11 protein-coding genes are annotated in these 18,280 nt (G+C 50.6%); 3 read left to right on the forward strand and 8 right to left on the reverse strand.

Translation table 11 applies throughout. The features are described 5' to 3' along the window. The 5 genes from AC4PM4_RS26005 to AC4PM4_RS26025 form a co-directional block, all read right to left on the reverse strand. Complete coding sequence (locus AC4PM4_RS26005; protein ID WP_256338042.1) at positions 1-765, reverse strand: GT-D fold domain-containing protein; 765 nt, start codon at positions 763-765, stop codon at positions 1-3. 812 nt (positions 766-1,577) lie between these two features. Next, positions 1,578-2,309, reverse strand: a complete 732-nt coding sequence (locus tag AC4PM4_RS26010) for a sugar phosphate nucleotidyltransferase (protein ID WP_465117634.1) — start codon at positions 2,307-2,309, stop codon at positions 1,578-1,580. After that, the gene (locus tag AC4PM4_RS26015; RefSeq protein ID WP_491614861.1) at positions 2,306-3,079 is read right to left on the reverse strand and encodes a glycosyltransferase family 2 protein; all 774 of its coding nucleotides are present in this window, start codon (positions 3,077-3,079) and stop codon (positions 2,306-2,308) included. Before AC4PM4_RS26015 ends, AC4PM4_RS26010 begins: the two co-directional genes overlap by 4 nt. Continuing rightward, positions 3,076-4,191, reverse strand: coding sequence for a glycosyltransferase family A protein (locus AC4PM4_RS26020; RefSeq protein ID WP_240321611.1), 1,116 nt, complete (start codon positions 4,189-4,191; stop codon positions 3,076-3,078). Before AC4PM4_RS26020 ends, AC4PM4_RS26015 begins: the two co-directional genes overlap by 4 nt. Positions 4,192-4,253: 62 nt before the next feature. Then, complete coding sequence (locus tag AC4PM4_RS26025; protein WP_491614863.1) at positions 4,254-5,204, reverse strand: glycosyltransferase family 2 protein; 951 nt, start codon at positions 5,202-5,204, stop codon at positions 4,254-4,256. Between the two features lie 760 nt (positions 5,205-5,964). Between AC4PM4_RS26025 and AC4PM4_RS26030 the strand changes: the two genes are divergently transcribed. Further along, positions 5,965-7,530, forward strand: coding sequence for a M4 family metallopeptidase (locus AC4PM4_RS26030; RefSeq protein WP_063566071.1), 1,566 nt, complete (start codon positions 5,965-5,967; stop codon positions 7,528-7,530). A gap of 182 nt (positions 7,531-7,712) precedes the next feature. On the opposite strand, the gene AC4PM4_RS26035 is transcribed toward AC4PM4_RS26030, so the two are convergent. After that, complete coding sequence (locus AC4PM4_RS26035) at positions 7,713-12,944, reverse strand: WIAG-tail domain (RefSeq protein WP_491614865.1); 5,232 nt, start codon at positions 12,942-12,944, stop codon at positions 7,713-7,715. Between the two features lie 394 nt (positions 12,945-13,338). Here AC4PM4_RS26035 and AC4PM4_RS26040 point away from each other — a divergent pair, with 394 nt between their 5' ends. Beyond that, positions 13,339-14,469: a YheC/YheD family endospore coat-associated protein gene (locus AC4PM4_RS26040; RefSeq protein ID WP_269054088.1), complete on the forward strand. Its 1,131-nt coding sequence runs from the start codon at positions 13,339-13,341 to the stop codon at positions 14,467-14,469. A gap of 85 nt (positions 14,470-14,554) precedes the next feature. Continuing rightward, positions 14,555-15,346: an archaetidylserine decarboxylase gene (gene asd, locus AC4PM4_RS26045; RefSeq protein WP_063566074.1), complete on the forward strand. Its 792-nt coding sequence runs from the start codon at positions 14,555-14,557 to the stop codon at positions 15,344-15,346. 493 nt (positions 15,347-15,839) lie between these two features. On the opposite strand, the gene AC4PM4_RS26050 is transcribed toward asd, so the two are convergent. After that, on the reverse strand, positions 15,840-16,625 hold the full coding sequence (locus AC4PM4_RS26050; RefSeq protein WP_053783204.1) for a helix-turn-helix domain-containing protein: 786 nt from the start codon (positions 16,623-16,625) through the stop codon (positions 15,840-15,842). A 121-nt stretch (positions 16,626-16,746) separates the two neighbouring features. Continuing rightward, on the reverse strand, positions 16,747-18,204 hold the full coding sequence (gene pdxR / locus AC4PM4_RS26055; protein WP_491614867.1) for a MocR-like pyridoxine biosynthesis transcription factor PdxR: 1,458 nt from the start codon (positions 18,202-18,204) through the stop codon (positions 16,747-16,749). Positions 18,205-18,280: the final 76 nt, after the last annotated feature.

The following is an 18,280-nucleotide window of genomic DNA, read 5'->3' on the forward strand; positions in this document are numbered from 1 at the left end:
TTAGAGATGAAGCTCTCCTGTAACCAATTTGTCAGCCAAATGTCCAAAATCTATGGCAACCCGCCCCAGTTCACCAGCGATTCGGCGGCACAGAATGACGGCCGGAATTCCCGCTGCTACCAGAGCGATATCGAACGAATGCTCCGCAGTCTGCTGCATCACTCTCTGGATATCCACAACACCATCCACTGTTCCTATGATGCCTGTCACTTGCACCCCGTGGCCGTTCAACAACGCCCCGAGCTCTGCAGCTTGGCTTCCAATCAGCAGCACCCGGCGCCCCTGTACCACAGGCAACAACAGACCCGAATGATGCAGGCTGTAGTTAATCGTGGAACTGGTCAGATTCAGACGGGACCAGTCAATGCCGAAATGGCGCAATACTGGAAATAAAAGTCCCTGAAAAGTAGGCGCACGCGAGATGGGGACACCGATCCAATCCGCGCCGCGAATGGCTTCCGCGAGCTCAGCGCGGATGTCTGGGGTGGAGCGTGGCACCCCTGCATAAGGCAGAAACGGTGCCAGCTCCTGCACTTGCTCGCCGGGCAGCACCGTATCGGCTGCCAGGGTCAGCAGTTCGCCATCTCCGAGGCGAACGACAGACAGGGGGCGCTGCGCATCCAGCGCCCCCTGGATATGGACAGCCATCTCATGAGGGCTGGCCAGCCGGGTTAGGGTGGGCGCATATTGGCGGAATCCCGCCTCGATCAGATCTGCCGCCGCCACGGCAGGCAGAATATGATCGGGCGGGATGTGCTGCGCCACCAGCGCCTCCCCGCCCGCGAACACGCCGTCGCGGAAGCCCTCGGCGTAGCCGCTCTCGGGCGCTGCTGCCGGCTGCGCAGGCGCCATTGCCCTTGCGCTGCCAGCATGCGCGGCAGCGCTTTCCCGCCCCGCGGGGGCGACACCACCGTGTCGGTGTGTCGCTTGCGGCGGGGCGGGGCCAGCACCGCTGGCAGGCAGCGCCTGTGGCGTGCTGGCTTGCGGTGCTGGCCCGGGCGCACGCTGCGCAGCCGTGCGCTGTTTGGCGCGGGCGCCTGCGGCCCGCCCGCCCCGCGGCGCAGCATGCCTGCGGCCTGCAACTGCGCGCTTGCCCGTTTTGGCTCGCGCCCCTTTACGGCCACGGCTCACGCCTGTACGCTCGCCTGCTTTCACGCGGGTGCCTGCAATGCCACGCCCTTCGCCTGTTTTCGCTCCCGTTTTGGTTCGTGATCCAGCGCTCGCACCACGTCTTGCGCCGGTGCGCCCGCTGGCTTTGCCTTTCGGTTCTGCAAGAAGCTTGCGCTCTATTCCTGCGAGTTCCACATTCCCCTGCTTCGCGCCTTGGTTTCCCCATTCGTGATTCGAACTTGCTTTGGGCTGCACTCCCACAGATACGTACAAGGAGCCGGCATGACCGCCCAGTGTCTTCTTCCTGCCCAAGTCGCTGCGTTTTGCTACTCTCACGGCATTCCCTCCCTTGGCATGCACGAGGAGTGCCGCCGCTGCACAAAGCGCCGGAGCATTCTTCCGGCTCCGGCGCAGGTTGTTCTGCTCTCATGGGACCTCTCACAGCGGCAGCATCAGGCGCATATATTTTAGGGCAGTTGACCCTTCATGCGGATGGCTGCTTCCTGAAGCGATTGGAACGTCCCGGCATCACTCCAATATTTTTGCAAAATATCGTATTCCAGTCCTCCAGCTGCTGCATAATGATTGTTCACGTCCGTAATTTCGAGTTCGCCGCGTGCAGAAGGTGTAATGTTCTGAATGAGGTTGAATACACGGTCATCATACATATATATGCCAGTAACACAATAAGAGGTCTTCGGATCACTCGGTTTTTCCTCAATGTATGAGATTCGCTCCGGATGCTGTGGATCAAACACCGGCACCCCATACCGCCGTGCATCGTCCACTTCTTTGAGCAAGACACGAGCTGTACCCGCAGGCTGCTGCATATACTTATCCACATAGGGCTTCAAATCGTCGCTAAACAGATTGTCTCCCAGCAGCACAACGAATTTCTCTCCAGGAAGGATAAACGATGTCGCCAGATCCAATGCTTCGGCAATTCCGCCTGCCTTTTCCTGAATCCGATACGTCAGCTTGACGCCATGATCTGCTCCACCACCCAAATACTCCGTGTATAACCCAGCGGAATGTTTGTTGATCACTATCAATATCTCTTCAATGCCTGCCTGGCGGAGTCTGTCGATGCCATACATAATCATCGGATGCTTGCCGACTGGAATCAGATGCTTGTTAATCAGCCGGGTCAGAGGATACAGTCGTGTTCCTGTTCCGCCAGCAAGAATTACACCTTTCATTCCACTATCCCTCCTTCATCGGATGTCTCAATATATTTAAGGGGATCGACATGCCATTTGTTGATAAAAATGGATCGATTGCGCTCAAGCAACTGTTTCCAAGCTACAGGATCGGTCTTCAGGAAACTCGCGCTGCCGCGATGATGTACCAGGACATCCCCGCATACCAGCAAACGATAACCTTTCTGGCAGGCCCTGTAGCAATAATCGTCATCTTCATAGTGTCCCGGCGAATAGACTTCGTCAAGCACACCAATGTCCTCCATCACACTTCGCCGCATGAGCATACATAAGCCGACAATCCGTCTGACTTCCTTCCATCTGGAAGAATCGACTACATTGTTGGCAGCAGCCAGTTCCTGAAAATGTACCATGTCCCGGAACTCAAGCTCTACCTGCTGGATACCACTTGCATAGTTGGTCACCGGACCTGTAATACCAATGTTTGCATCACTGTAGAGGGCTGCCCGCAGATTTTCGAGCCAGCGGGTGGTAACTGTAACATCGTTATTCAGCAGCAATAGCTCATCACCACAGGCTGCACGGAGCCCGGCATTGCAAGCCGCCGGGAAACCCCGATTGTCCGGCAACCGAACAAAACGAATTCGTTCCCGTGCACAATACGCTGCTGTTCCGTCAACCGAGCCATTATCCACAACGATGATTTCATAAGATGTATGAGAATCGGTATATTTTCGAATGGCATCGATACACGGCTTCAGCAGTTCCAGCCCGTTGTACGTCGGAATAATAATACTCGTCAGTGTCATCTGGCGTTCCTCCTGTAGGCCACTTCAGCACGAGAAATGGATCGGGCTTGTGACTTATTGCCGCCCATATCCAGCCAGGTTGCAATCGCCTCCAGATGGTCGCCAATGATCAATCGGGCGACTTCGTTGCCACTGCCCGTATTGGTGGAACGCAGGCGATTGGAACGAATGACATCCACTTGACTGGGTGCAGTCACTTTTAATCCATGCTGGATGGCTAGACTTTGCGCCTTGGGAGGAACGGCCAGCGCCTCCGGTTTTACGATCTGGATCATCTTACGTGAGAGGGCATGAGGTACAGCCGTCAACGAATTGGAACCCAGATCCGAACGATTAAGCACACGGTTGAGATATGCCTTGATCCGGCTCACTTCATCCTGGCGGGCAAATGGAGGCAACAGCGATGAAAGATTGTTCAGTGCCACGTCATCTCCCCGATCGACCGCATACAGAAACGGGGCGAGTTGCTCTGCCGGGACGACCATATCCCCATCCACAAAGAGAAGAGTCTCGGCCTCCGTCATCTTGGCTCCCAAGGCGCGGCCTACATCATGTCCCGCCCGGTCAGGTTCATAGACCAGCGTGATGCCAGACTGTTCAAGCACCTGTGTCAGACTGTTGTCCGTTGTTCCATTCAATACCACAACGATATCTGTCAGCGGTAAACGTTTCAGTTGTACAAGTACTTGCCCCAGCGTAAGTTCCTCATTGCAGGCACAGACGACTGCAGCGGCAGGTTTATTCAGGGCAAGTGGAATAATATTCAATGAGCGTCCCGCAGCTTGAGCATAACCCTGCATGAATGCTTTCCCTGCCTGCATTGCAGCAGAATAACTCCTTAGCTCCGCTGAGATCGCAGCCCCATGCTCCTGCCATGTTGAACGCGCATGTTGTTCAATCGATTGTTCATTTTCCAACGTCATGCGTCCTGCCCGTTGCCCTGCGCTGAATGCTTCATGCAATACGGACTTGTTCATTGCCAACCTGCTCGATGCTGAACTCTTTAGCGGCGATTTAGTCAGGCTCTTCCTGCCCATGGTTCTGGTTCTGTTCCTTGGTGTTCGTCTGCCTGCCGTCCGTTGACGACGGACACCCCCTGAACGCTCCTTCATTTCCTCACCTCCAGCGTGCTGCATCTTTTGACGAGGTTTCTTTCTTGTTTTAGGCAACATGCTCACCTCGTCAGGCTACGAACACGCTGCAGATCGGAATGTCCTCCGCGTGGGCCAAGTGTATCGGTTATCCACCTGATCGCTGTCAGATGATCATTCCAGACCACTTGACTGAGCGGGTCAGGTCCGCTTCGTTTCTTGACTCGAACTGCGTTCATTTTGCCTACAGGCACATGATGGACGGCACGCACCTTCAACCCGTTGGTAACCGCCTTTGCATGTGCCAATGGTGGAATCTCCAGTGTGTCCGTCCCAATCACTTCAAGTGCCCTGCGACTTAATGCATGCGGAATGGCTGTCATGGAAGCCCCTTGCAGATCAGGTCTCGCGAGCATGCTGTTCAGCGCATGTTTGGCTTCTATCACAGGGTGAACAGGGATACGCGCCACCGGTCCGTTATAATCATTAAGCGCCACATCCGTCCCTTCCAGAACCGCTCGCACATAAGGCGCGAGATGTTCTGCCGGAATTGGAATGTCTGCATCCGTGAACAACAGCACCCTGCCACGAGCTGCCGCTGCACCGACTCTTCTTCCTCCATCATGTCCCAAAGCTTCGGCATAACGAAGCACCTGTGCCCCTGCCCTTTTTGCCGCTGCTGCCGTCCCATCCGTTGAACCATTCACAATAACAAGCACTTCAGCATCACGGCATATCCGCAGCGACTGACGCACGACTGCACCAATGGTTCGCTCTTCATTCATGGCAGGTATAATGACCGAAAGCAGTGGTTTATGCGAGTACGTCGAATCCTGTGCAAGTGTCTCTCTCATCGCATGCTCAGCTCCGAATGCTGGCAATTCCGTTTGCTCCACGGGTGGAATTACGTACTTGTAGGCCTTTGTACCCTTTTTGTAAGCAGATTTCAAACGACGCTTCTTTAATTGCGCTTTTCTTTGTGCCAGATTCGATTTGGCTGCATAAAAAGCTGTATTGCCGCGTTTTTGCAACACAGTCACCTCCCGGGTGTACATCATCGGCATGCAAAGGGAGTACACGTTATTCTATGTATTCATGGAGCAGTGGAAACGGCGTATGTCCTTGAACCGAGCAGGTTCTGTCTGCCACCCGGCTCAGTCAATCCATTTATTTAGACAGAATTCGTCAAAATATGCGAAATATGCTACGGCTCCCCTACTTCAGACACAATTTTAAAAAAAATTTAAAATTGCATCTTTTCCAAACTTTTACATTGTGATAATATACGTTGCAAGCAGTGGATTGACAAAAAAATCCTAATAAGGAACGAATGTTCCTTAGTGATCTTTTTTCATTCCTGTTAATTGACCTGGGGTTAATTATGCGTACAGGATGATACAAGAGGCTGTTTTTGCTCTGTTGCATGTACCTTGAGAGGAGTGATGCCGTTCAATACGTAGTTCAGGCTCTATTATGTGAACCCGGAACGAACACCCCGGCTCCGTAAGAACATCTTCTGCTTCGCAAGTGGACAAGACCCCTGGCTTCTGAAAGAGGAACCACAATGAACGATTAAGCCTCATGGCTGAACCGGATAAACGGTACTCCTTTGACACGCCCAACCACAGGCATACAGGATCTGCCGACTTTGTTCCTTATCGTTTCTTGTCATATTCCACGTTTCAGATTCAGCCCCACACTCCGCGCTGCCCAAGTTGCAGACGGAACTCCAACCGAGATTGGCATAATTATGTGTTTTCCAAAAAAATCATATTGAGAATGGGAGAGTTTACTATGAAATTTGCTAAAGTTATGCCAACAATTCTTGGAGGAGCTCTTTTGCTCGCTTCCGTATCTTCTGCTGCTGCAGCTCCATTGTCTGATCAGTCCATTCCATTGCAGGCCCCTTATGCCTCTGAGGAGGGTATCCCGTTGAACAGCGGTTCTGACGAAACAATCTTTAATTTCCTTGGACAACAGGAACAATTCCTGAATTCCGACGTGAAATCCCAACTCAAAATTATTAAAAGAACTACGGACACCTCTGGTGTAAGACACTTCCGCCTGAAGCAGTACATTAAGGGAATTCCAGTCTACGGTGCCGAGCAAACGATCCACCTAGACAAAACAGGCCAGGTTTCATCCGCACTTGGAGATCTCCCACCGATTGAAGAACAAGCCATCCCTAATGACGGTGTCGCTGAAATCAGTGCAGAAGATGCGATCAAGATTGCATCGGAAGAAGCCACTTCCCGCGTTGGAGAGCTTGGCGAACCACAGAAAACCCCTGAAGCGGAACTAAACATTTACCACAACGAGGAAGATGACCAAACCTACCTTGTTTACATTACGGAAGTCAATGTGCTGGATCCCGCCCCATTACGTACCAAATATTTCGTGAATGCCGTTGACGGCAGTATCGTATCTCAATATGACCTCATCAACTTCGCAACAGGAACAGGTACAGGTGTACTTGGTGATACCAAAACCCTTACAACCACCCAATCCGGCAGTACCTTCCAACTGAAAGATACCACTCGCGGCAATGGGATTGAAACTTACACTGCAAACAATGGTTCCTCCATTCCAGGTACACTCCTGACAGATTCCGATAACGTATGGACTGATCGTGCTGGCGTAGATGCCCACGCCCATGCTGCTGCCACGTATGATTTCTACAAAAACAAATTCAACCGCAACGGTATTAATGGCAACGGTTTGCTCATTAAATCCACTGTGCATTATGGCTCCAACTACAATAATGCATTCTGGAACGGAGTACAGATTGTATTTGGTGACGGTGATGGAACGACTTTCCGTTCACTATCTGGTGATCTGGATGTAGTAGGCCACGAATTGACTCACGGTGTCATTGAGTATACAGCCAATCTGGAGTACCGCAATGAGCCTGGTGCATTAAATGAAGCCTTCGCTGATATTTTCGGAAATACGATCCAAAGCAAAAACTGGTTGCTTGGCGACGATGTCTACACCCCTAACATTGCAGGTGATGCACTGCGCTCCCTATCCAACCCTACATTGTATGGACAACCTGACAAATACGCTGACCGTTATACTGGAACAGCGGACAACGGAGGCGTTCATACCAACAGCGGTATCATTAACAAAGCGTACTATCTTGCAGCTCAAGGCGGTACACATAATGGTGTCACTGTAACAGGGATCGGGCGTGATAAAGCCATTCAAATCTTCTACAGCACACTCGTGAACTATCTGACACCTACATCCAAATTTGCTGCTGCCAAAACAGCGACAATCCAAGCCGCTAAAGATCTGTACGGAGCGACTTCGGCTGAAGCTACTGCAATTACCAAAGCTTATCAAGCTGTAGGACTGTAAGAATCATTCGTTGTTGAACTCATATTAAATCGTTCAGGCACCCCTCATCGTCCGAACGGAGCAAGCTTATATATGAAAAAAAGCGGTGTCCCGGACATATCCGGGAACCGCTTTTGTCTATTTAAACATGTGTCCTCATTCGTCTACAGATGTCTTGAATGAGGACACATGATCTCGCATTCTTACACGGAAGGCCCAGCGGCAATCCATGACAACAATCCATAGGTGTGTGTGGAGCCCGTAGTTCGTGACACTTCCAGTACGGCTTCATCCTCACTCTGGGAGAGGAGCGATACCTGGAATCCCCGATCATTACACATGGCTACAATCACATAATGCTCCGATATAAACGACTCCTCAAAGGCTACCGTTACTTCCACGCACTGTTCATCCTCAGGCAATATAAAGGCCTCCATACCGAACTGCTGCACCACAGGCTGACGGCCGACACTCCGCACAGGCTGGAATGCCAGATGTTTGGCCTGAACAGCTCCGGATTGCAGCTGATCGCTGCCCACCGCCTCATCACTCAAATGCTCCTGCTTAACTGCTTGCTCCCTCAGCTTGAACTCCTTAATTCCATCGATCTCATGTGAAAATTCAGGCTGTGGTAGCGGTAGCTGTGGCTGGACCGTGCCAGCTGTCGTCAATGAATCTCCAAGCTGGTTAGCTTGCGATGGATGCTCTTGTTGTTGCCCCAGCTCCTGACCCGACGTCTGGATAAACTGCGTTTCCTTCAGATCGACACTTGAGGGTTCCACGACAATTGCTGGCTGTGATGGCGGTACAACCTCATTTTCTGTTTGAAGCAATCCCTCTTGTCTTTTGATAGCTGCCAGTTGTTCCAGCGTTTCTCCACTGAACTGACGAATCGCATTCCATATCTCTTCGCTCAAATGCGCCGGACCTACAATCCCCGCATTCAAATGATTAGAGGTAATACTCTGCTCACTCAGTTTGCTGCCGTTCACGCTGCCATCGGCCAATTTGGCACTTGTGACGGACCCATTCTGTAGATGGATCCCGCTTACTGCTTCCTCTTCCAGATGGGTTGTGCGAATACTGCGTTCCTGAATATGATCAGCAAGAATCGTTCCATCCTGAATATGCCGAGATTGCACACTTTTGTCTGCTATGTGGATAGCCGATACCGCACCTTCAAGCAATTTATTACCGTTTACACTGCCGTCAGCCATTTTGGCACTTGTTATGGAACCATTGTGCAGATGAATCGAACTGACCGATTCCGCTTTGAGGTGGGAGATTCCAATGCTTCGCTCTTGAATATGGTCAGCATGGATGGCTCTCTCTTGGATATGACTGGATTGCACACTTCCATTGGCAATATGGACATCCGACACCGCATCTTCAAGCAGTTTGCTGCTGCTCACACTGCCATCGGCCAGTTTGGCACTCGTTACGGACCCATTTTGCAGATGAACCGCACTTATTACTTCCTCCTCCAGATGGGACGTACCAATGCTATGCTCCTGAATATGATCAGCAAGGATCGCTCCTGCCTGGATATGGCGAGTTTGCACACTTTCCGACGCGATATGGCTCCCCAATACAGCATCTTCGAGCAATTTGCTGCCGCTAATGCTACCGTCAGCTAATTTAGCACTCGTTACGGACCCATTTTGCAGATGAACCGCACTTACTGCTTCCTCTTCCAGATGGGTTGTGCCTATGCTTCGCTCCTGAATATGATCAGCTTGAATGGCTCCTGCCTGAATATGCTCGGATTGCACACTTTCCGAGGCGATATGAATCCCGGATACCGTACCTTCGAGTAACTTGCTGCCGGTTATACTGCTATCCGCCAGTTTGGCACTCGTTACAGATCCATTTTGCAAATGAATGGCACTTACCGATTCCTCTTCCAAATGTGCTGTGCCGATGCTCCGCTCTTGAATATGATTAGCAAGGATTGTTCCCTCTTGAATATGACGGGATTGCACACTATCGTCTGCAATGTGGATATCCGATACTGCTCCTTCAAGTAGCTTGCTGCCGGTTACACTGCCGTCGGCCAACTTGGTACTTGTTACAGATCCATTTTGCAGATGAATGGCACTTACTGCTTCCTGTTCCAAGTGAAGCATGCCAATGCTGTGCTCCTGAATATGGTCAGCAAGGATTACTCCTGCCTGGATATGGCGGGATTGCACACTTTCAGAGGCGATATGGATTCCCGACACCGCATCTTCGATCAACTTGCTGCCGGTTACACTGCCGTCGGCCAGTTTGGCACTGATGACAGACCCATTTTGCAGGTGAATCGCACTTACTGCTTCCTCCTCCAGATGGGTTGTGCCGATGCTCCGCTCCTGAATATGGTCAGCATGAATGGCGTCTGCCTGAATATGCTCGGATTGCACGCTTTCGGACGCAATATGAATCCCCGATACGGTTCCTTCAAGCAATTTGCTGCCGTTTATACTGCCATCCGCCAGTTTGGCACTTGTTACAGATCCATTTTGCAAATGAACCTCACTTACAGACTCCTCATCCAGATGAACTGAGCCAATACTGCACTCTTGAATATGATCAGCAAGGATTGCTCCTTCTTGGATATGACGGGTCTGCACACTTTCATTGGCAATGTGAGTAGCCGATACGGTTCCTGCGGCTAATTTACTGCCATCCACACTACCAGTTGCTAGTTTGGAGCGTGTTACAGATTCATCCTGCAATATAATCGTACTTACCGCTTCTTCTTCCAGATGAGACGTTCCGATGCTGCGTTCATGGATATGATGAGGAAGAATCTCACCATCTTGAATATGACGGGAATGCACAGCTCCTTGCTGCAGGTGAACAGCACTTGTCGACTCTGCCTGAAGATGCAAACCACTAATCAAACCTGGCTGAAGATGAGCCGCTGTAATGGATAAAGGTGCCAGATGGTCTGTTTCAACAGATCCAGGTGCCAAGTGATGCGATGTGACCACCTGTTCAGCAATATGCTCCTCATGAATGATGTCTGCCTTCAGATGCTGTGAGCTCACTACTTGAGTTCCCAAATGGTCAGATTTCACGCTGCCTTCAGCCAGATGGACGGATTGTACAACGGATGGCTGCAAGTGCTCGCTACCTACAGCAGCCTGTTGTAGTTCTGTCCCCGATACCGAGTCTGCTGTCAAATGGTCCGCACTTATGGAGTCATGCCGAAGTTTGTTGCCGGTAATACTGCCATCAGCGAATAATTCCGGCGAGCGTATTTCTTCCGACAAATGTTCCAAGGAAACGGCATGCTGCTTCAGGTGATATCCGCGAATGGTTCCTGATGGAATATGTTTGGCGTTAATGCTCTCTGCCATAATCTTGGAAGAAGTCACGCTGCCGTCTGCCAGTTTAGCTGACGTGACAGCAAAATCCGCCAGTTTATCTGTGGCAACACTCTCTGGTGAAAGCTTGGGGGAGGTAACCGCATGATCTGTTAGATGAGGCGGAAAAATGGACCCGCCAGCCAGCTGGGCTGAAGTTACACTATCAATAGCCAATTTATCTGTTGTGACCGCGGCCCGTGCAATCGCATCCGTTTCAACACTGCCTGGCTGAAGATGAGGCACACCTACGGCATGTTCTGTCAGATGTTCCGATTTCACTGCATAAGGTCTCAGAGCCTCGGAACCCACGCTGCCTGGAGCCAGATGTGTACCTGTGACTCCACCACTCGCAAGATGCGAGGATATAACACTTCCCGGGGCAAGCGCTCTGCTACTCACCGATGCCGTTCCAAGCTTTTCTGTTGTCACACTTCCATCCGCGAGTTTAACGTCTGTAACGGCAGCATCCTGCAATTCATACGTACCCACGGCCGACTCTGCAAGATGCCGCTCACACACCACGTCGTCTGCGAGAGCATCTCCGGACACACTTGCGGTAGATAGATGAGTTGCCTCGATGCTCCCACTTGCAATGTGAATGGAGTGAATTGCGGAATTGTCCACATGTACCGGTGTAATTCCCCGATTCGCAATGTGTTCCGCACGAATGGACCCTTTGGCAAGATGTTTACCTTGTACGGCTTCATCCGCAATTTTGGAAGAAATGACGCTCTGATCAGAGATCTTGGATGCCGTAATGGACTGCTCCAGCAATTTTGCTGTTCCCACAGACTGGTCTGCCAGTTTGCTGCTGGTTACTGCACCTTCCGTCAAATGCTCACTGCCCACTTCTCCATTGCCAATCTGCTCCTTGCCAACGGAATGAGCGCGAATCTGGCTTGATCCGATTGAACCGTCCAAGAGATGTCTTCCACTTAGTGAACCCTCAGCTAAATGTCTTGTTTGTATGGACCCATCCTCTATCTGGTCACTTCCAATACTGCCATTTAATAGTTGTGAACGACCGACAGACCCTTCTGCCAGATGTGTCTGTTTAACAGCACCTGCCTGAATATGGTGAGACTCGATGGATAGTTCTTCTATTTTGCTGCCTGTGACAGCAGCTTCCCGAATTTTGGATGTAGTCACTGCATCGTCAGCCAGTTTGGAGGTATTCACAGCTCCCCCCGTGAGATGTCTTGTATCCACCCCGCTAATCGCAATCTTGTCTCCATTTACGGCATGATTCTTGATTAATTCTTCCGTTACCAGCATGCGGCTGAGATGTCTTGTGCCGATGGAACCGTCGGCAATTTTGGCCGAATCGATGACCTGGTTGCCAAGCTTCTGAGAAGTAATGCTGCCATCTCTGATTTTCTCACCTGCAATAGAAGCATTTCGTATTTTATGACCAGACACAGAGCCGTCAATCAGGTGCTCCTCAGATACAGACGCTTCCGCAAGTTTCGCTGAAACAATGGCCCCGTCTGCTATGTGTATGCTGGTCACCGCATAATCCTGCAATGCTTCACTGCCGACCGCATCCGGTTTCAGCTTGGAGGCATCCACAGAGAAAGGAGCCAGTTTGCTCTCCGTAACAGCAAATTCACTCAAGTCGTCCGTGTAGATATAGTGTCCGGTATGACCAGGCATCTGGTTCTGGTTCAGGATCTGCAACCGGTCCCTGCTTGCTGTTTCTTGCTTGTTGATACCCAGCTCTTCTTCCAAAACAAGCGGAGCCACGCTGCTGACCTGAATCTGCTTTTCCAGGATATCTTGCGTCTCGACGACTTTCTCGCTATCAGACTCTACGGGTTCCGGTTTGATGGCTTTGGTTACGATCTCCAGGTCTTCCAGCTCGTTCGTTGAAGCAGGTAGCTCCATTGATTCGGATAGGAATTCTTCTGATGCCTGAATGGCCTTCGAATTCCGTTTATTTGTATTCAAGCGTTCTTCCCTATTCGAAGTGAAACCTGAGTCCATTGTGTCTGACCGTCGATTGGTCAGATCCAGTTCCTTAAATTTAGGACTCACATGCCGCAGTTTTGGCGTAGGAACCTTCTTATTGCCTTTTTTACTCATGCAGCTAGCTCCTTCCTCTAACGTTCGTCTCCGGCATCATATGCGTCAGTATGGGCATCTGCCACTGTAATTCATGACTTTGGTGGGTTACATTTTCATCGCTGCACAAGCTTCAAGGTATGAATGATCGAGCTGTCCCTATTGAAATAGGCTGTACCCGTTCACTTATGTAAGGCGGCTGTCCACGCCCCTACCCCAGAGATGTCATACGATATCATGTAAGCCATTTGCATAAATCCATATGATGCAAATGGCTGGAAAGAGCACTCTTTGATGCATATCGAAGCATCATGATTCCGGTCTGCGTTATCGTGATGTCCAACCATGCGGTGACAGGCCGGCATTCCATGGATGGACGATCCATGGTCGCGATAACATTGAAGGAGGAACGGTCATGCTACAAGAAACGATCGGTATTCTGTTCGATTCACGCATGTACCGGGGGATACCGGCTGGAAGGACGGGTCAGGAATCACTCGCGAATGTTGAACAGGCAGCGGCCTGTTATGGATTAACTCCTTGTTTTTTGCGGCTGGAAGACGTGGATGCGGACAACAAAACCTGTATGGCTTATGTAAAAAAAGAGGGTATATACGTTCGTCAAAGGATGCCATTGCCCTCCGTTATTCATAACCGGGCTCTCCAGCTTCGCCGTTCGGAGCAGCATCAGGTGACCAAACTGCTGTTGCAGGGCATACAGGTTTACAATGTCCGCAATCGATACCGCAAAGACCACATTCACGAGATGCTTTATCAGGACCCCGGTCTCAGGCAACATCTCCCCCGTGCGGTCAAAGCTACACCTGATTCTTTGGCATATATGATGGAACATTACGATGATCTGGTGATCAAGCCATGCAGCGGAAGCATCGGTCACGGCATTATGCGGATATTCCAAAAGGACGGTCAATGGAAACTGACATGTGAGACAAGGACTTCACGCAAGGGATGGGCCACCTTTCGACTGAATAAGGGACAACTGCCATCAGCCACCCTGCGCCGTATTTTCCGGCATGCCTATCTCATTGAAGAACGCATACCTCTGGTTCGTTTTGAGGGAAGACCTGTAGATCTACGGGTATCCGTGCAACGAGGAAGTGACGGATTGTGGGCGATCACAGGCATATTCGCCAAGGTGGCTCCGGCGCATACGTTTGTCACGAATATCGCCCAAGGCAGCAAAGTCATGAAGCTGGCTGAAGCTCTTGACTTGCAGGCAACCGACTGGCATGCACTTGAACTGGAGGCCAGAATCCGGTCAGTCGGGCTCCGAATCGCACGGACGCTGGCTTCGAGCCTGCCTCATCTTGCGGACCTCGGACTTGATCTGGGGATCACAGAGAAGGGCCAGATTTATTTTATCGAATGCAACGGAAGGGATCAGCGCTACGGTTTCCGCAAGGCCGGGATGACGGAGACTTGGAAAGCCAGCTACCGGCAGCCGATGGCTTACGGACGTCTTCTGCTGGAGCAGAATTCGCGCATACCAAGGCAACCCCAGACGTATGATCGCGGCCTATATTGATTTCGTGGGCATTCTGTGTCAATATTATGCAGAACGGCCGGCCCTGCCGGCCTTGAAGTTCGCACTAACCCTAAGGGGGATATTCATGGCAAAAACGCTGTTGCGGTTAATGACCGAGCTTTCTTCTCGCAAATGGATCTCCCGGACTGTGGGAGCCTTCTCCAAGAGCCGGGGAAGCAAGGCATTTATCCCTTATTTTGTCCGGACCTACGACATCCCTGTTCAGGAAGCTGAGAAAGACTGGAAGGAATATCGTTCATTGAATGATTTCTTTACCCGTAAACTTAAACCGGGCATGCGCCCGCTTGAACTTTCAGAACATGCACTGATCAGTCCGGTCGATGCCAAAATCACGGCAGCCGGTCCTGTATCTGCTGGAACGCTCCTGAATGTTAAGGGACAAAATTATACACTTGCTGAATTATTAAACCACTCACCACATCTGGAGAAGTACAAGCACGGTTATGCCTTTGTCCTGTATCTCAGCCCACGCGACTATCACCGCATTCATGCTCCTGTTAGCGGTCGCCGCATTGAGAGTGAACATATTAAGGGCAAGGTTTATCCCGTAAATGATTTTGGTCTGACCCATATGAAATCGGTGCTGAGTCGGAACGAACGGCTCATTACGTATATTGCTCATGATTATGGAGAAGTTGCTGTCGTGAAAGTAGGCGCAATGAATGTGAGCAGCATACAGTACGCTGGTGCGGATGTAAGTTCATGGGCACAAGGCGATGATCTCGCATATTTTGAATTCGGTTCCACCGTCGTACTGTTAACACAGAGCGGTACATTCGAACCGGACCCAGGCTTGCAGCCTGGCGACTCCGTCAAAATGGGAGAATTGCTCGGTCGGTTAAAACCAATCCATTGAGCAATACGCAGATGATTCCTGAATAACAGGAGTCATCTTTTTTAATTTCTGATCTAAGAAAGAGACCACACAGAACTTGGCCTATATAAAAAATATAAAAAGGTACTCACAGCCGGAACACCTTTTAAGGGTAAAGTGTCCAGGCTATGAGTACCTTTTCCGATCAGAGAATCCGATTATCCGCTTCAGAGCTATGTAGAAGTCAGGATGATTACCGTTCCCATTCCATGTATACATGCAATACGAAGCTAAGCTTCGTCATATTGGTTTTCTGACCATTCCTTAAAACCATACGTCCTGCATTTCCTCTGCCGGTTTGGAGCGGCGCAGGCGGTTCCGGAAAATATTAAAGCCCCTGATAGAGCATCCCCGGTTGCGGACCCGACGTTTTCCGTTCATCACAAGTTCCCCCTTTCGATCGTCTGGAATGCTACATACTTACCCCTGCTTCCCAGAATTGAAACGTTACCATATTCTACCGGACAGAGAGGCCCTAACGAATCTCGGACGGACTTTTGCCGGTATACTGCTTGAACTGACGACTGAAGAAAAAGATATCGCGGTACCCCAGGGCATCTGCCACTTCGGTCACATTCATGCCGGTATGCACCAACAGATGCTCAGCCCGCTCAATGCGCATGCGAATGATATAGGATTGCACGGACGAACCAATCAATTCCTTGAACTTGATCGAGAAGTATCGCGGCGATAATCCAGCCCTTGCAGCGAGGTCTTCCACGCGATGTGTTATCCCCGGATGCTGGCGTACATAGTTAGCTACCTCCTGGATGACATCGGACAACTGGTTGCTCACCTTTTTCTCCACAGGAGCTTCTGTATCTGCTCGCAGCAAATGAATCATCAGCTGTTTCAGAATCAGTCGGCTCTCCTCATCCCGCCCATATACATCGGATAGGAACAGTCTTACATAACGAGCCAGCAAGTGCTCGAATTCCACCGTTTCCAGTACCTCACGATAGGACTGGGGAACATCATTAACGGGTATATCTACATCAAAATGAATATACGTTAGTACCAACGGTTTTTGCTTATTATGTGTTGCAGTAGGATGATCGCCTGGCCTGAATAGAAAACAACTACCCTTGCCAACTTCATACGACCGGTCATTCAGCACAACGGTCCCTTCACCACTCCATACATAAAATAAGTCATAGTTTTGCATCGGTTTTTCCCGCTTCTGCCACTTCCATCCCGGTTCGCAGACAATTTTGGCGACGGCGGGCAAAATAACAAAAGATGACGGCGATGCCTGCAGCATGTCGCCACTCCCCCTTGAAAGTTAATCTCTTTTGCATACTGCATCAAAAATGATGCGATATGTGTTTATATATTTCTGCTCCTGCTGGAGCGAAACGTCTTATTCCATTATACAGCGGAATTCACCGAAACGAAAATGTGCACTTCTCCCATGCTAACCGCATTCGCCTTATCCCCTCTTCAATCTCCTCTTTCTCCAGATGTGCAAAGCCAAAACACACAGCCGGCGGACCTGGAGTCAGCCAATAACGAACCGCATCACGGAATACGACACCTTCTTCCTGAGCCAGTGCCTTGAACCGCTCGTAACTGTCAATATCCCCTTTCCACGTAGCATAAATATGCAATCCAGCATCCCCAGGCTGCATGATGAAAGGTTCCGGTAATTCCCGCTTCATCTCACTGACAAAAAAAGCATGCCGTTCCCCATAGAGACGGGTTAACCGTCTTAAATGGCGCAAATACCCTCCTCGGGCCATAAACTTCGCAAGTGCACGCTGCTCTAGAAGGGCAGGAGGTACGGGTTCGTACAGTGCTTTTGCAGCGATCAGTGGCTGCACCAGACTGGGTGGCAGAACCGCGTAACCAAGCCGGAAGGATGCAACCATCGTTTGTGAGAACGATCCGACATAAATGACCCGTTGTTCACGATCGAGTACTTTGAGCGGTTCAATCGGCCTACCTCCCCAGCGAAATTCACTATCATAATCATCTTCAATAATGACGGCATTTCGCTCCGAGGCCCATTCAAGTATGGCTCTCCGTCTGTCCAGACCAAGGACAGCCCCTGTAGGAAACTGGCGGGTAGGTGTCACAAATAACGTCTGTGCTTCCCAGGAATGCGGAATAATCCCCCCGGTATCTACTTCCGCTGGAATAATCTTTCCTCCGCAGGACTTAACGGCATGAGCAATTCCCTGATATCCCGGGTTTTCCAATACAACAGCGGCCCCCTCAGGGATAAGCAGCTGTGCTATCAAAGTGATGCCCTGCATGGAACCACTAAACAGTACGATCTGTGATGCCTCAGCCTGAATGCCCCGTGTCCACCTCAGATGTGATGCGATGGCCTCACGTAGTTCAAGGTCTCCAGCAGCACCACTTCGTTCATGCGATCCGCTCCGATGAACGGCGGCCAGCGCACTTTTCCATTCCGCTTGTGGGAAATGCTCGGCAGGCATACGCTGTACATGGAAGTTGATGATCCGTTGCTCCCGGTCAATGGCTGACGGTTTTTCCTTTTCATTCTGAATATTCAGCGTACTCACCCGCTCTCCCCATGGAGAAAGTTGAATCATTGCCTCCTGCTCTGCATGGTCCTGTGCTGTTATGGTGTCCGAAACAAAAGTCCCTCTTCCCCTATGCGCTCGCACGTAACCATCAGCCAGCAGCATGTCATATACCTGTGCCACGGAGCCGCGTGACATTTCATATTGACGTGCCAACTCTCGAGTGGAAGGCAGTCTTGTGCCTCCAACCAGCGTCCCTGCATGAATGGCGTCACGCAAAGCATGGTACAATGCCTCGTATTTGTAACGGTGTTGAACCACGTATGAATCCATAGGCAGCCACAATTCCATCGTGCACCTCTTTTTCCAAATAAATTGGTCTATTAAAGTGAATGTAAATTGGATCTTTTTATATGTCAATGCAAGT

The organism is Paenibacillus sp. MDV22-iso6 (genome assembly GCF_058408365.1).

Excerpts from the sequence above, each read along its gene's own strand:
- AC4PM4_RS26020 (WP_240321611.1), bottom strand. The coding sequence starts at position 4,191 with ATGAAGGAGCGTTCAGGGGGTGTCCGTCGTCAACGGACGGCAGGCAGA.
- asd (WP_063566074.1), top strand. The coding sequence starts at position 14,555 with ATGGCAAAAACGCTGTTGCGGTTAATGACCGAGCTTTCTTCTCGCAAA.
- AC4PM4_RS26040 (WP_269054088.1), top strand. The coding sequence starts at position 13,339 with ATGCTACAAGAAACGATCGGTATTCTGTTCGATTCACGCATGTACCGG.
- pdxR (WP_491614867.1), bottom strand. The coding sequence starts at position 18,204 with ATGGAATTGTGGCTGCCTATGGATTCATACGTGGTTCAACACCGTTAC.
- AC4PM4_RS26030 (WP_063566071.1), top strand. The coding sequence starts at position 5,965 with ATGAAATTTGCTAAAGTTATGCCAACAATTCTTGGAGGAGCTCTTTTG.
- AC4PM4_RS26035 (WP_491614865.1), bottom strand. The coding sequence starts at position 12,944 with ATGAGTAAAAAAGGCAATAAGAAGGTTCCTACGCCAAAACTGCGGCAT.
- AC4PM4_RS26010 (WP_465117634.1), bottom strand. The coding sequence starts at position 2,309 with ATGAAAGGTGTAATTCTTGCTGGCGGAACAGGAACACGACTGTATCCT.
- AC4PM4_RS26050 (WP_053783204.1), bottom strand. The coding sequence starts at position 16,625 with ATGCTGCAGGCATCGCCGTCATCTTTTGTTATTTTGCCCGCCGTCGCC.
- AC4PM4_RS26015 (WP_491614861.1), bottom strand. The coding sequence starts at position 3,079 with ATGACACTGACGAGTATTATTATTCCGACGTACAACGGGCTGGAACTG.